Source organism: Mucilaginibacter sp. P4_G9, assembly GCF_056400985.1.
Genome location: NZ_JBFUKF010000103.1, coordinates 1 through 15,267 on the forward strand (window position 1 = coordinate 1; position 15,267 = coordinate 15,267).

A 15,267-nucleotide genomic window follows, 5' to 3' on the forward strand; every position below is an offset into this window, starting at 1 on the left:
CCTTTGGTCTTAGAATAGCAAATTAATAAGAATTGTTATTGTTGATAATGGGGGGTGCAGGGGGGTGTTAAAAACTAAAAAGTTTGTGGATAAGTTATAAAAAAGGCAGGGTGAACTTTTGTCATTTCTGGTTTAGTAGAACCATTCGTCGTATTAGTTCCCTGCCTTTTTAAATTGCCCAAGGCCCAACTAGAATTATTCCCTTGATTTATCAAAGGTGATTGGCAAAAGGCAATTATTTTAACTTATAAAAACACAAACGTATGAGAACATGGAATGTTGTTTTAGGTGTCGATGTATCAAAAAAARCGATTGACATCTGCTGGGCAGAATACAAATTATTTATCTGTATAGACAATAGCAGCGTAGGGTTCTGCAAGTTTAAAAAGTGGTGTAAAGACCATGAGATCGATTTACAGGAAACGTTTATCGTATTGGAATATACCGGCGGTTATGAATACCGGTTTATCCAGTTTTGCGAGTCGCAGGCTATAAATTACCGGAGGGTTCCAGGTCTGGAGATCAAGAAATCGATGGGTATGGCCAGGGGCAAGAGCGACAAGGCCGATGCTTACCGGATCAGCACATACGGTGATGAAAAGATCAAGCGTTTGACTCCGGCTAAGCCACTGGACAAGAATATCTTAGAACTCAAGCAGCTGCTATCGTTCCGGAAAAGATTAGTTCGGGAAAATGCCGGTTATCAAAACACGGTTAAGGAACGGAAATACATGTATGAGCTCGGAAATAAGGATATGATTATTAGTACAGCCAATAAAAAAATTGAAGCAAATACAAAATATATCAAGCAGGTAGAAGACAAAATCATATATCTGATCAAAAGCAATGAATCAATGTATTTGAACTACCGGATTATCACCAGTATTAAAGGCATCGGCCCGGTAAACGGCTGGATGACGATAGCTTATACGGAGAACTTTACCAGTTTTCCTGATGGGCGGCACTACGCGGTTTATGTGGGAGTGATACCATTTGAACATACATCAGGCACAAGCATAAAAGGGCGAAGACGAACAAGCAACTTAGCTCAAAAAGAGTTGAAACAAGAACTCAACCAGGCGGCTAAAGCAGCCGTACAGCATGACCCGGAACTCCGGGCATATGCAGAGCGGCAACTAAAAAACAAGGAATATGGGATAGTATTAAACAATGTCAAGTTTAAGCTGATTTTACGAATGTTCTCCCTGGTGAAAAGAGGAGAAATGTATGTGGAAAACTATCGAAGATCCGCTTAAGAAAACCTTTTTTAAATTAAATTTGGAATTGTAGTAAACCTAGAATACGATTGAGCTTGAGGGGGAAAGAGGGGGGGGGGCGAAAGAGAAATCTTCAGCGATATACAAAGCGAACTATGCATGTCGCTGAAGATTTCTCCTCACCCCGGTGCTCAAATCCACCCCTGTTCGTTCGTATGACAATCGTTTTTTAAGTATCGATAGAATCTAAAAGATGTGTCCACACGGAAGCTAACCCTATGGCAATAACATCGGTAGGACATTAAATTAAAAGATCATTAATGTATCAATTTTCTTTTGGATGCTTTGTTTCTCGGTATGCGTTTTCGCTAAGGCAAAAGCTTTTTGAAAGTGAAGTTTTGCTGTTTCATGATCAACGTTGCTGTAAAGCTCGCCAAGTAGTACAAAGTAAAAATGATTGCTTTCCAGCTTTAGCTTTTCGGCCTCGGCTAATGCAGCCTGCCAGCCATTGGCCTTGTATAAGGCAAAAGTACGGTTAAGCGCAACGCCTGGCGAGTAGTTAACCAGCAGCAATTGGTTATACAGTTGCAAAATATTTTCCCATTTTTCTTTAGTATCCTCTTTTATGCAATGCCAGGATGCAATTTTTGCTTCTAAATGATACGAGCTCAATTCGTTTCCCTGAGCCGAAAGATCTAAAAAATGCCTTCCCTGGTTAACAAGGGCGGCATCCCATAAATCTTCATTTTGCTGCTCATATAAAACAAAATCATCACCATCAGTTTGCCTGGCACCAAAACGCGAGGCATGAAAACACATGAGCGCCAGCAGGGCATTTGTTTTGGGGATGTTGGTGCCTTTATATTCGGTAAGCATTACAGCCAGGCGCAAGGCTTCAAAACACAAGTCTTTTCGCAAAATTTGGTTTTGGGTTTTGGAATAATAGCCCTCGCTGAAAAGCAGGTAAATAATATGCAATACATTATTAAGCCGGTTGGGTATTTCATCTTCTGGCGGCAGCTCCATGGTTACTTTTTCGGCCCTTAGTTTTTCTTTTGCACGGTATAGCCTTTTGTTGATGGTTTCTTTATTTGTTAAAAACGCCTCGGCTATTTCATCAATGCCAAAGCCGCAAAGTATGCGCAGCGCCAATCCAATTTGCGCCTCGCTGGCAATTGCCGGGGTGCATATGGCAAAAAGCATCTGCAGTTGACTATCCCTGATATTCTGCATCGAAAAATTTAAATCAGCAATCTCCACATCTTTGTCCTGCCGTATTTCAAGTTCGGGAATCACTTTATTTTCAAAGATCTTGCTCCGTCTAAAATGATACAGCGTTTTTTGTTTGGCTACCGTGTAAAGCCACGCGGTTGGGTTTTTAGGCACACCTTTAACTCTCCAGGTTTCGGTTGCTGATAAAAAGGTTTCACTTACAATATCTTCTGCTATTTCGATATGCTGCAAGCCGAAAACTTTGCTGATAACAGCAACCATTTTTGAAAACTCCTGCTGAAATAAATGTTTTAAATCGCCGTGTTCCATTTTATCCTTTACCTTAAGTATATCCAGCTTCAATGACGTTCTTATTTAATAGCGAAAAGACTTACGAAGTTTGAAAAGCTTCGTAAGTCTGACCCTACGTGAACAATATTTGCCTTATAACAAGGTCTCAAAACCTATCCAAAAACAGGCCTTATCTCCACACTGCCTCCGGCATCCAGCGCCGGGCAGCCGTGGGCCAGTGTTGTAGCATCTTCCAAACTATCGGCTTTAACCACAACAAAACTGCCCAGCATCTCCCTGATCTCAACAAAAGGACCATCAGTTACAACGCCACCGGCTTTAAGCACTTTGCCATCTATAGCAAGGCGAATGCCATTGTTGGCTAATTTCCCCTGTGCTGCTATACCTCCAACCCAGTCGGCCCATTTTTTACCAATGCGCTGCATCTCTTCGGGTGATGCTTTGCTGTAATCATAGTTGGGTTGCCTAAATAATAATGCGAAATCTTTCATTTTATGTTTGTTAATAGATGTATGATTTATCCCGGTTTTGCGTCACAAATTAATTATTAATGGGCATATGCGCCAACTTTGTACGTTCCAACTGCTGCCGGGTTGGGGAAAGCCAGGTTAATGCGGTTGTAGCTGTTAATGGTGATAACCGCCATAGTAAGGTCAATCAGTTCTTCTTCGGTAAATTGTTCCCGGGCTGCCTCATAGATAGTATCCGGTACGGCTCCGCCTGCAATTTTGGTAAGCGCTTCGGCCCAGGCAAGCGCGGCCCGTTCACGGTCGGTATAAAAAGCAGCTTCGCGCCATGCATTTAAAACATACAAGCGTTCTTCGGTTTCGCCCTTTGCGCGCAGATCTTTGGAGTGCATATCAAGGCAATACGCGCAGCCGTTAACCTGCGATACCCTGAAATAAATTAAATTTAAAAGTGATTGTTCAACCGGCGATTTTGCCAGGTATGCTCCCAGGCCGTACATGGCTTTCATTGCGCCCTGGCCTTTTTCAAAAACATTAATTCGTTGTTCCATTTTGTTTTTAATTATTGATTTATACCCCAATAATGACTGAGCATATGCTAATTGGACATGCCCGGAAAAATATTTTTATTTTTTTTATTAAACCTGGTCACATCTATCTTGTTTTCCATTGCCTGTACGAAATGAAAACCACCGGCAGGATGATACCCAGGGTAATAATGGCGCCAAGCTATCGCTGGCATGGAAATGATGTTGCTGAAAGAGCTGTCGAGCTGAAAGATAAAATTTCGCGAAATTCTTAACGGGAAATAATGTTTTTTGAAAGGTTTGTCCTGAGAAACGAAGGATCTGGATAGCTCTCCTTAAGCTACTGTGTACACATCTTTTAGGAAAAACCCCAGAGGGGTTGAATGTCGGTAGAAAAAAGATCAAAAATAGTTTTACGTGCCGTAGGTACGTCACTATGGAACCTTTCGGTCAAATGAGCTTGATAAATGGCCAAATCTGGTGGTTAATTTCGTACCTACGGCACGAAAAGGGAGGGGTACTTAATTATTCTACCGACATTTCACTCCTAACGGAGTGGCTTTTCAAAATTACTATCTCATATAAACTTGTGTACACACGGTAGCCCCTTAAGGCAGCAAGGGGGCTAATCTTTCAACAACCTGCCAAAAAACGGCTTAAGCTCTTCGGCCAGTACCTTGTGATCGGCCACGCTTGGGTGACCCGAACAACCGTGCGCCTCCATTGGTTTAAAAAAGAATGTGGCCACCGGTTTATCATGAGGATAAATGGTATCGATTTGTTTTTTTACGTTAGCCAGGCATCGTTGTAAAATATCGGCTGATGTATCTTTTATCATTGGGCTGCTAAGCAACGCTATTTGAGCCTTAGGATATTTGGATTTTACCAGCTGCACAAATTTTACGTAGTCGGTAACAAATCGCAGTGTATCGAAAGCAGCCCGCGGGGCGCCATCGCCTTTACTCATATCATTTGTTCCCAAAGCAATGCTCACAATTTTAGGACTATAAGTACTAAAATCCCATTTTTGCGGATTGTTCACCTGGAAATCAACATTTTCATATACCTGCGGCATCGAAGGGTTATCCCTGTTCCATGTACGGTAAATACCGATGCCGCTTACGCTTGATAAAATAAAATTGGCCTTTAGCTCCCGGCTTACCCTTGGCCCGTAAGCCATGTACGCGTTATGATGATCATGGTATTCACCAGTTCCGCAAGGTATCTCCGAGTCGTCGGCTGCAGCACCGCAGGTAATGCTGTTGCCAATAAATTCAATTAAAGGCAGCTTTCGTATCTTCAAATTTTTAACGCCGGATGCAGCTATTTTTGAGATAATTAAAGCGCCTGTATGTGCCTCTGTGGCCTTATAAATCCATACCGTATGTTTGCCGGGGTTGCTGGCTTTTATAATAACAGGCCCAGCAGAGCCCCCTTCCACCCTTATCCGTTTTTGATATACGCCGTCCATCTCATACTGAAGATAGTTGTGTTGGTTGGCTGTGGCAATGGTTACATATACTGCACAGGCAGTGCCGGTAAAGCTAAAGCCAAAATGCGCGGCAGAAGTAATTAGTTCTAAATTATGTCGGCTGTTGATGATCGTCCGTCCAACCGGTTTTAAATTTTCAGCAAATATGGTATCCGCGCCTTTGATGCCGCCATAAGCCTGCCCCGAACCTGATACAAATAAAATAAATGCTATAACTAATCTGCCTTTCATAAACGTAACGTTGCGAGCGCCAATATTGGCTATGTTTTGATAGAATCCAAATTTGTTCAATTAATAAGTATAAAATGCTATAAAAATATTATGCCGCAAATTGCGCGGAGGGTCTGAGAAGCTGTGTACTACGCACATACTCATAAAAAGCGAATGGTCATATTTATACATAGCAATCGCTTTTAAAATATCTGCATAGCAAATTTGGGCTGCAGCCGCTTTTTATTCCTTCGCTACCGTCCCATAAATGGGGCGGCAATGAACTTTTAGCTACCTTAAACGGGATCAGTTCTTAAATCATTGCCGTTGGGCTTCAGCCAACGGTGAAATTGACAGAAATGAGTTAGGGCTTTAGCCAAAATATTATCGATACTTAAAAGCGATTTTCCTGTATTTTACTAATTAAATTAGCACGATATAAACTTTATCTGCATATTTGTGGATATGACTCAAACATGCATCATCTGCACATCCAAAATCTGTAATCTGCACATCCGAAAACATGGCTAAAACTAAATTCGCATATTTCTGCCAAAGCTGTGGCTTCGAATCGGCCAAGTGGCTGGGTAAATGCCCCTCGTGCCAGCAGTGGAACACCTTTGTGGAGGAGATTATAGACAAAGGCAATACCAGCAATGCCGTACCTACCTGGAAGGTTACCTCAAATACCCAGCAAAGAGCCAACAAACCTGTGCAGGTTGCTGATATCACCTTCAGCGAGGAACACCGCATGCTTACCCCCGATAAGGAGTTTAACCGCGTTTTGGGAGGCGGCATAGTGGCAGGATCATTAGTACTGATTGGGGGGGAGCCTGGCATAGGCAAATCAACCCTGATGCTGCAGCTGGCCCTCAACATGCCTAACCTGAAAGTGCTGTATGTATCGGGCGAGGAAAGCGAAAGGCAGATTAAGATGCGGGCGGAGCGCCTGGTGCCGGAGGCGTTAAATCCTAAATCCCAAACGCTAAACTCTAAATCAAAAATTGAGAATAATTCCGAAATCCCAAATCCCAAATCCGATATTGGCAACTCCTGCTACGTGCTTTGTGAAACATCAACCCAAAACATATTTAAGCAGATAGAGTCGTTGGAGCCCGACCTGGTAGTGATCGACTCCATCCAGACCCTGCATTCATCACACATTGAGTCAACACCGGGGAGCGTATCGCAGGTGCGGGAATGCACTGCCGAAATGCTTCGCTTTGCTAAAGAAACCTCCACCCCGGTGTTCCTGATAGGCCACATTACTAAAGATGGCATGATAGCAGGTCCGAAAATACTGGAACACATGGTTGATACCGTATTGCAGTTTGAGGGCGACAGGCATCATGTTTACCGTATCCTCCGCACTATAAAAAACCGTTTCGGCTCATCATCCGAGCTGGGCATATATGAAATGCTTGGCGAGGGGTTAAGGGAGGTATCCAACCCCTCCGAAATACTATTATCCCACCGGGATGAACCATTGAGCGGCATCACCATATCAGCCACTTTAGAGGGTATGCGCCCTATGCTGATAGAGACACAGGCATTGGTAAGTACATCGGCCTATGGAACCCCTCAGCGTACCGCTACGGGCTTTGATACCAAACGGATGAGTATGTTATTGGCCGTGCTGGAAAAACGCTGTGGATTCAGGCTGGCGGCTAAAGATGTGTTCCTGAATATTACAGGGGGTATCAGGGTAGAAGACCCGGCTATCGACTTGGGTTTGGCAGCAGCCATCATATCATCGCATGAGGATATGCCGGTACCGTTTAAAACCTGTTTTGCCGGTGAGATTGGCCTCTCGGGCGAGATCAGGGCGGTTAATCGGGTAGAACAACGTATTGCCGAAGCACAAAAGCTGGGCTTTAACCAGATCTTTATCTCTAAATACAACCTTCCCTCGGGCGGGCAGGATAAAAAACGAATGGATCTATCGCGCTACGATATCGATATCAAGATAGTAAGCAGTATAGAGGAAGTATTTGGCCAGTTGTTTGGATGATGCCTGGAGCATGGAGCAAAGATTCCTGGAGTAAGGACAAAGGATTTTTGGACAAAGGACGTTCGGACGAAGGACAAAAGATATAAAACTTACCAAAATTCTGGGGTCTTCTGTCTTTTGTCCGAAAGTCCTTTGTCCTTATTCCAAAAACTATATCCCGGTAGGTAATACTATTTTACGAATGCGGTTATTGCCCGGGTCAGTTACATAAATATTACCGGCTGCATCAGCAACTACACCTTGCGGCGAAGAAAATAGCGCGCTTGTTCCGGCACCTTCGGCGAAGCCGGCGGTTGCACTAAGGCCAGCTAATGGTAATAACACTTTATCTGCAGTAACTTCAAATATTCTGCCGGTTTGGTCGGTAATGAATAAATTGCCTTTGGCATCAAATGCAAGAGATGATGGGGAGCCAATTACTTTATGCTTTGCATTGCCTAAATAAGTAGTAACAATACCGGCGTTTGTAATTTTACGCACCGAATAATTCAGGGCGTCGGCCACATAAATATTGCCAGCGCCATCAATTGCAATGCCCGAAGGTTTATTAAATTCGGCATCGACAGCAGTTGTATGATCCTGGTACCCGGCTACTTTATTACCCGCAAAGGTGGTTACCACTCCTGTTGATATAACAACCTTACGAATAAGGTTATTGCCTCTGTCGGCCACATAAAGATTGCCGGCGCCATCAATAACCAAACCACGCGGATTATTAAATGAGGCAGCGGCTCCGGTTCCGTTATCATAGCCTGCTGATCCACTGCCGGCCAGGGTACTTACCACACCTGCCTGGGTAATTTTACGGATGAGATTATTGCTGAAATCGGCTACATACATATTGCCCGAAGCATCAAAAACCAGGCCCTGTGGAGCATAAAAACGCGCATTGGCCAATGAACCGTCAACATAACCAATAGTTCCGTTGCCGGTGAGCGTATTTACAGCTCCGCCGGTTGTAACTTTCCTGATGGCACTGTTAAGTGCATCTGCAACATATATATTAACGTCAATACCCATAGCAATACCCTGTGGGCTAGAAAAAGAAGCACTGGTACCGCTACCATCAGCAAATCCTGATGAAGCGTTGCCTGCAAGGGTACTCACTGTTCCAACTTTTGCAGAAAGATTGTCGCCTGTTGTAAACGTAATCACGTTACCATAACCTGTACCAACGGCGTTAGTTGCATAAGCCCGTACATAATATTTGGTATTGATTTTTAGGCCCTTAAATTTACTTACGAAGCTAAAAAGGATAACAGAATCCTGTGTTTTTGAATCGGCAATAGTTGGTGTTGAATTTGTTGAGCTCCAGCAGACACCGTAATTAGTAATAGAATTTGTGGGGGCTTCGGTAATTAATCCGCCACTGTGGGCGCTTGTATCGGCAGCATCCTTAACTACATCGGTTGTGGTTATAACCGGAATTGAGCCGGTTGAATCGCTGCCTTTAAGACATCCTGTGCCGGCAAAAGCAAAAAGGATTGCCACAAACAGGATTAATTTGGTAGGGGTTTTGTTCATTGGGAAATTATGTGAATTAATTAAGCAAGGGTGCATTATCAGCAGTAAAAATAAACAACTTGCTATAGCTTACTATTTTATGAAGACATTTTAACATACATTAACATTTAAGTAAATAATACCCGCAAATTGAACATACTAAATGAGTTTATAGTGAACATATACGCTTAGTTATATTAAAACGTAACAAGTAATATTCAATAAACCGGGGCAGGCAACATTTTGCATTTTATGTTGTTGTACACCAATAACTATATTATGAAACTGCTCCTGTTAATAGTTCCGGTATTTTGCGTAACCATGGTGTTTGCCCAGTTGCGTGTACCACTACCACATGGTATGGTGTACGGGCAAAAGCCCGATACTACTACCCTGATAGTTGCCGGTAAAACAGAAGCGTTTATGGGGAAGAAGACGCGCATTAGCACAACAATAGCGGGCAAGGTTATAAAGGTGACCAAAGAAAAAGGCGGCTGGTTTGAAATAGATGCAGGCAATGGCAAAATAATTGCCGCTCACTTTAAAAATTATAAGATTACTATTCCAAAAGCTATGGTGGGGCGCATGGTGATTATTGAAGGCGTAGCCCAAAAGCTATTTATTGCTGACGATCTGCAGCACCTTGCCGGGGATACTGTTACCGGTAAAAAGCAGCATAAGGTAAAAACAGATCCTAAGAAAAGGTTAACTTTTGAGGTAAAGGGGCTAATGATAGTTAAATAGCCCTTCTCCCAGTCACTTCGTTCTGTTAGTTGAACCTTGCTTCCCGGCTTAATGCCGATTGCTCCAGGTACAATTCGGAAGTAAACAGTTCCTTTAATTTTTGTGATATTTCGGCCCTGTTCACGGTAGCGGCATTACGCCTGCATTTAAGGTAGTGCTCCCTTGCCACTTTTTCGGCCAGGTCGCCAAGTGTTTTTACTTTTAGCTCTTTGCCAAACCTGCCGGCAAGTGCGAACCCTGATATAGCCACGATAAGCCCTAAAGCAGCCATTACAGGCTGAAAAAAGAAACCGGTTAATGATGCTAAAAGTATAAATGCAAACGCGGTTATTATACCTTGTTTGGGCTGCAGCAGGTTAAGCTGAAAACCTATTTCCTTTTCAATCTCGGTTATAATTACAATACGGTTATCGCGGGGAAAAATATCTTCCAGTTTGGTTTGGGGCTTTACAAGCTCTTTAGGGGCCGCAATGGTTGAATTAATAGCATTCCTGATTTTATAGAATGCCTGCTGTGTGGTACAGCTTTCGTTATTGGTTTGCTTTACTTTTTCAATTACAACATCGCAAAGCTTACCAAAGGTTTTAACATCTTTAAAAGATGTATCTTCTAAGCTGATATTAAATGATCTTTCAATTTTTACAAGAACGTCACCTAAATCCTCAGGATCAACGTTATTAAGGTTGAATGCCTGGTTATTATTCAAATTAACTTTCAAACTATAGCAACTAAATTTAACCATATTTTTCCTGTAACCCCTTGGGGTTACAGGAAAATGTTATAAGCCATTAAACTATAATGGTGTTGTGAGTTAATGCTTTCTTACCTGCTCAGGTACATTGATTTCTCTTTGTACAAATGCCTGAAATAGGGATCCTGCAGGTTGGGTATAAAGCGGATAGCCTCGCCTGTTGATTTCATTTCGGGACCTAATTCTTTGTTTACTTCCGGGAATTTATCAAAGGAGAATACTGGTTCTTTGATGGCATAACCCCATAGCTTACGCTCAATGGTAAAGTCTTTCAGTTTATTGGCTCCAAGCATTACTTTGGCGGCTATGTTGATGTATGGTACATCATAAGCTTTAGCTATAAAAGGAACCGTGCGTGAGGCACGCGGGTTAGCTTCAATTACATATACATTATCGTTTTTAACAGCAAACTGGATATTCAGCAAACCGCGCACGTTTAATGCTTTGGCAATTTTAATCGTATATTCCTCCATCAGGCTAATCACATGATCAGAAAGGTCAAAAGGTGGCAATACGGCAAATGAATCGCCGGAGTGGATTCCCGCAGGCTCTATATGTTCCATCAAACCAATGATGTGTACATCATCGCCATCACTTATCGAGTCCGACTCGGCTTCTGCCGCACGGTCAAGGAAGTGATCTATCAGCACACGGTTACCAGGCAGGTTGCGTAATAAGCTTACCACAGCCTTTTCCAGGTCCTCGTCGTTAATAACAATACTCATGCCCTGTCCGCCTAAAACGTAGCTTGGGCGAACCAATACCGGGTAACCTACATGATGAGCAACTTCAAGGGCTTCTTCGGCGCTTTCGGCAACACCATATTTAGGGTAGGGGATCTCAAGTTCTTTCAGCAAGTCTGAGAAACGACCGCGGTCTTCGGCTACATCCATATCATTAAATGAAGTGCCTATGATCCTGATCCCGTGCTCGTGCATTTTTTCGGCCATTTTTAAAGCGGTTTGCCCACCCAGCTGAACTATTACTCCGTAAGGTTTTTCAAGTTCAATGATCTCGCGAACATGCTCCCAGTAAACCGGCTCAAAATACAGCTTATCGGCCATGTTAAAGTCGGTGGATACTGTTTCGGGATTACAGTTGATCATGATGGCCTCAAAACCCGATTCTTTCGCGGCTAACAAACCATGTACGCAGCTGTAATCAAACTCAATACCCTGGCCAATACGGTTAGGGCCCGATCCTAATACGATGATCTTCTTTTTATCAGATGATATGGATTCGTTCTCGCCTTCGTAAGTGGAATAATAGTAGGGGGTTTGTGCAGGAAATTCGGCAGCGCAGGTATCAACCATTTTATAAACACGCTTAATTCCCAGGGATTTGCGGCGTTGGTAAACATCCTCTTCCGTTACGTTTCCAAGTATGTAAGCTATCTGTGTGTCCGAGAAACCTTTTTGCTTAAGTGTGAACAGGAATTCCTCGGGAATGTTGTTCAGTGAATAGCGGCGCAGTTCGTTCTCTAAATTAACAACATCCATGATCTGGTTCAGGAACCAGCGGTCTATCTTGGTAACTTTACGTACCGATTCGATAGGAACACCTAAGCTCAGGGCATCGTAAATATGGAACAGCCTGTCCCAGCTTGGATGCTCCAGGCTGTGCATGATCTCATCCAGGTTGCGGCTTTGGCGGCCATCGGCGCCTAAACCGGCCCGGCCGATCTCTAAACTCTGACAGGCCTTTTGCAGCGCCTCAATAAAGCTGCGCCCAATGCCCATCACCTCGCCTACTGATTTCATTTGCAGGCCAAGTTCACGGTTGGCGCCTTTAAACTTATCAAAGTTCCAGCGCGGTATTTTTACGATCACATAATCCAAAGTAGGCTCAAAATAAGCCGAAGTTGTTTTAGTGATCTGGTTTTCTATTTCGTCAAGATTGTAACCTATGGCCAGTTTGGCAGCAATTTTAGCAATTGGATAGCCAGTTGCTTTTGATGCCAGGGCAGATGAGCGCGATACGCGTGGGTTAATTTCAATGGCGATGATGGATTCATCGGCAGGGTTAACCGAAAACTGTACGTTACAGCCGCCGGCAAAATTGCCAATGGCGCGCATCATACGGATGGCCTGGTTGCGCATATCCTGGTAACAGCGGTCGCTCAGGGTCATGGCCGGGGCTACTGTTATCGAATCGCCTGTGTGGATCCCCATAGGGTCAAAATTCTCGATAGAGCAAATGATGATGACGTTATCATTGTTATCGCGCAGCAGCTCAAGCTCGTATTCTTTCCAGCCTATTACAGCCTGTTCAACCAAAACCTCGTGGGTAGGTGATGCCTGTAAGCCTTTGCTTAAAGCGGCATCAAAATCCTCTTTTTTGTGCACAAAGCCTGCTCCCTTACCACCCAGCGTATAGCTTGGACGGATAACCAGCGGAAAACCAATATCCTGTGCAGCTTCTTTGCCTTCCAAAAAGGAGTTAGCGATTTTTGATTTAGCCACACCCACGCCTATATCAACCATTAATTGACGGAAAGCTTCGCGGTTCTCGGTTTTTTCAATTGCGGCTATATCCACACCTACAATTTTTACACCGTATTTTTCCCAAATCCCGCGTTCGGCAGCCTCAATACAAAGGTTAAGCGCAGTTTGGCCGCCCATAGTAGGCAATACGGCATCAATTTTTTGTTCGGTAAGTATCTGTTCAATACTTGCACAGGTAAGTGGCAGCAGGTAAACATGATCGCCAATAACCTTGTCTGTCATGATAGTAGCAGGATTGCTATTGATGATAGAAACGGTAATACCTTCTTCTTTCAGGGAAAGGGCAGCTTGCGAGCCGGCGTAATCAAATTCGCAGGCCTGGCCAATAATGATGGGGCCAGAGCCAATAATGAGAACGGATTTGATGGAATTATCTTTGGGCATAGGGCTTTTTTTAAGTCAAAAGTTCTAAGTCAAAAGTTAAAGGCTTTTAAAAGGCCCATAAACGATTTTTCCTATGCACTGAAGGCGAGAAATCCCGACCTCAGTGTCGGGGTGCAAAGATAGAGTTTTGTTAAACTTTTAAAGACTATTTTTTATAATATTTATCAGGCTGCTTTTTGGCAAAAAAAACTTTACATTTAATATACCCAAATGCGCGCCCATCCGTATAAAACAATACCAATTATTATTTAAGCAACACGTTGAATTATCAAACCAGAATGTTAAATTTAATTTGATTTTTTACTGCTTTAAGTTGATTTATCTGGAGTTTTATTATACTATTTGCGTTACAAACTTATTCAACGGGTAATTGTAGTTAAACATAACACCTGAATTATTATGAAAAAGAAACATTTTCTTATTCTGATTACGATAGCCTTGTTTTTAGGGAGTTGCGGTATGTTGCAGTCTATAGTGAAATCTACTTTTCCTTATACAGCCAATTTGGTAATTCCGGCATCGGTAACGGTAGGTGAGCCTCATACGGCTATAAGTATAGCAAATAGTTTTGACCAGGATTTTACAAAAGATGGCAATAACGCCAACCGGATAAGCGAGGTACGTATCATATCGGCTAAGTTACAATCCAAAGATCCATCTGATTATAATATCGGCAACATAGAATCATTGAGGGTATATATGGCAAAAGCCGATGGCAGCGAAGAGGTTTTAGTGGCTGTGCGTAAGGATATCACCCCAAATGTAGGTAACAGTATTGTACTTGATATTGATAATTCGCACTTTTTGGATGATTTGGTACGCGAACCGAGTGTACGTGTAAGGATGGTTTATTTGCTACGTAAAAGTGCCAATGTTGATGTCAATTTGAAAGTATCGCTCGGTATTGGATCCGAGGTACGTGAACGCTAAGTCAAAACCCGGTTAAAGCAAAAACAGCAGGTATATTAAAGGGCTCAGATTTATTTGATAAGCTTATTATCAGCATCAGGAAATACCAATATTGGTTCATAAGTACGGGCTTCATCGGTTTCCATATATGCGTATGACATAATGATCACCACATCGCCTACCTGGGCAAGCCTGGCTGTGGCGCCATTTAAGCAAACTGTACCGCTGCCCCGTTCGCCTTTTATCACATAGGTTTCAAAGCGGGCGCCGTTGTTATTATTTACAATCTGGACTTTCTCGTTCGGTATAATATTAGCCGCCTCAATCAGGGCCTCATCAATTGTAATACTGCCCACATAATTCAGCTCTGCCTGCGTTACCTTCACCCTGTGAATTTTGGACTTTAATATCTCAATAATCATGGCACAAAGTTATAAATAATTTAATCCACAGACGATGGCCGATAGTCCATAGATTGTAAAATGATTAGTCCCGGTCTTTTAGCAATATGCAACCCAATTCATCTATGGTCTAAGGACTATCGACCATGGACTAATTAAAGCAACATATTATCTATCAATCTTGTTTTGCCGGCGCGGGCAGCTACAAGGGCAACTACTTTTTTAGTATCAGCGGTAGCCGGCTTCAGGGTGTCACCATCAACAATTTCAAAATATTCCAGCCCGATTCCAGGCTCGCTGCCCACCATCTGTTCGGCCTGCTGTTGTAACTGAGTAATATTGCCGGCATTGAAGTTTGCCTTAACCCAGCTAAGGGCTTTAGATATAATGAGCGCATGCTGCCTGTCGTACTCAGTTAAATGAATGTTTCTGGAGCTCATGGCCAAGCCATCGGTTTCGCGCTGTATTGGGCACATCACCAGTTTAACCGGCATGTTCAGCAATTTCACCATTTTACTAATCACCATAAATTGCTGGTAATCCTTCTGCCCAAAAAAAGCGATGTCGGGTTTAACAATATTAAACAGCTTATTTACAACCTGCATAACCCCCTGGTAATGCCC

Annotated in this window: 13 protein-coding genes; 4 read left to right on the forward strand and 9 right to left on the reverse strand. The window is 43.0% G+C overall.

Annotation, left to right across the window (positions count from 1 at the left end):
* Window positions 1–263 precede the first annotated feature (263 nt).
* Window positions 264–1,256 (forward strand): IS110 family transposase, encoded by a 993-nt coding sequence (locus AC1DPZ_RS11265; protein WP_477403264.1) that lies wholly within the window; start codon window positions 264–266, stop codon window positions 1,254–1,256.
* Between the two features lie 267 nt (window positions 1,257–1,523).
* On the opposite strand, the gene AC1DPZ_RS11270 is transcribed toward AC1DPZ_RS11265, so the two are convergent.
* The 4 genes from AC1DPZ_RS11270 to AC1DPZ_RS11285 all read right to left on the reverse strand — a co-directional run bounded on the left by AC1DPZ_RS11270 (window position 1,524) and on the right by AC1DPZ_RS11285 (window position 5,458).
* Entirely contained in the window at window positions 1,524–2,792 is a 1,269-nt protein-coding gene (locus AC1DPZ_RS11270) for an RNA polymerase sigma factor (RefSeq protein ID WP_477403266.1), read from the reverse strand.
* 101 nt (window positions 2,793–2,893) lie between these two features.
* A complete protein-coding gene (locus AC1DPZ_RS11275; protein ID WP_477403268.1) occupies window positions 2,894–3,232 on the reverse strand; it encodes a YciI family protein in 339 nt (112 codons plus the stop codon).
* 56 nt (window positions 3,233–3,288) lie between these two features.
* Entirely contained in the window at window positions 3,289–3,759 is a 471-nt protein-coding gene (locus AC1DPZ_RS11280; protein WP_477403270.1) for a carboxymuconolactone decarboxylase family protein, read from the reverse strand.
* Window positions 3,760–4,360: 601 nt separating this feature from the next.
* Entirely contained in the window at window positions 4,361–5,458 is a 1,098-nt protein-coding gene (locus tag AC1DPZ_RS11285) for an SGNH/GDSL hydrolase family protein (protein WP_477403272.1), read from the reverse strand.
* A 502-nt stretch (window positions 5,459–5,960) separates the two neighbouring features.
* Here AC1DPZ_RS11285 and radA point away from each other — a divergent pair.
* Entirely contained in the window at window positions 5,961–7,448 is a 1,488-nt protein-coding gene (radA, locus tag AC1DPZ_RS11290; RefSeq protein WP_477403274.1) for a DNA repair protein RadA, read from the forward strand.
* Window positions 7,449–7,598: 150 nt separating this feature from the next.
* Here the strand turns inward: radA and AC1DPZ_RS11295 are convergent, their stop codons facing one another.
* A complete protein-coding gene (locus AC1DPZ_RS11295; protein WP_477403276.1) occupies window positions 7,599–8,972 on the reverse strand; it encodes an NHL repeat-containing protein in 1,374 nt (457 codons plus the stop codon).
* A 258-nt stretch (window positions 8,973–9,230) separates the two neighbouring features.
* On the opposite strand from AC1DPZ_RS11295, the gene AC1DPZ_RS11300 reads away from it, so the two are divergent.
* Window positions 9,231–9,695 carry a DUF4920 domain-containing protein gene (locus AC1DPZ_RS11300; protein WP_477403278.1) on the forward strand — a complete coding sequence of 155 codons (465 nt, stop codon included), beginning with the start codon at window positions 9,231–9,233 and terminating at the stop codon, window positions 9,693–9,695.
* Between the two features lie 25 nt (window positions 9,696–9,720).
* Here AC1DPZ_RS11300 and AC1DPZ_RS11305 read toward each other — a convergent pair whose 3' ends face one another.
* Together AC1DPZ_RS11305 and carB are read right to left on the reverse strand one after the other, a co-directional pair.
* A complete protein-coding gene (locus tag AC1DPZ_RS11305) occupies window positions 9,721–10,413 on the reverse strand; it encodes a hypothetical protein (protein ID WP_477403280.1) in 693 nt (230 codons plus the stop codon).
* 104 nt (window positions 10,414–10,517) lie between these two features.
* Entirely contained in the window at window positions 10,518–13,334 is a 2,817-nt protein-coding gene (gene carB / locus AC1DPZ_RS11310; RefSeq protein ID WP_477403282.1) for a carbamoyl-phosphate synthase large subunit, read from the reverse strand.
* A gap of 399 nt (window positions 13,335–13,733) precedes the next feature.
* Between carB and AC1DPZ_RS11315 the strand changes: the two genes are divergently transcribed.
* Window positions 13,734–14,264, forward strand: a complete 531-nt coding sequence (locus tag AC1DPZ_RS11315) for a hypothetical protein (RefSeq protein WP_477403284.1) — start codon at window positions 13,734–13,736, stop codon at window positions 14,262–14,264.
* 50 nt (window positions 14,265–14,314) lie between these two features.
* Here the strand turns inward: AC1DPZ_RS11315 and panD are convergent, their stop codons facing one another.
* Both panD and AC1DPZ_RS11325 read right to left on the reverse strand, forming a co-directional pair.
* Window positions 14,315–14,665, reverse strand: coding sequence for an aspartate 1-decarboxylase (gene panD, locus AC1DPZ_RS11320; RefSeq protein ID WP_477403286.1), 351 nt, complete (start codon window positions 14,663–14,665; stop codon window positions 14,315–14,317).
* A gap of 134 nt (window positions 14,666–14,799) precedes the next feature.
* Window positions 14,800–15,267, reverse strand: a 468-nt coding sequence (locus AC1DPZ_RS11325) for a 4-phosphopantoate--beta-alanine ligase (RefSeq protein WP_477403288.1), incomplete at its 5' end; no start/stop codon positions are given.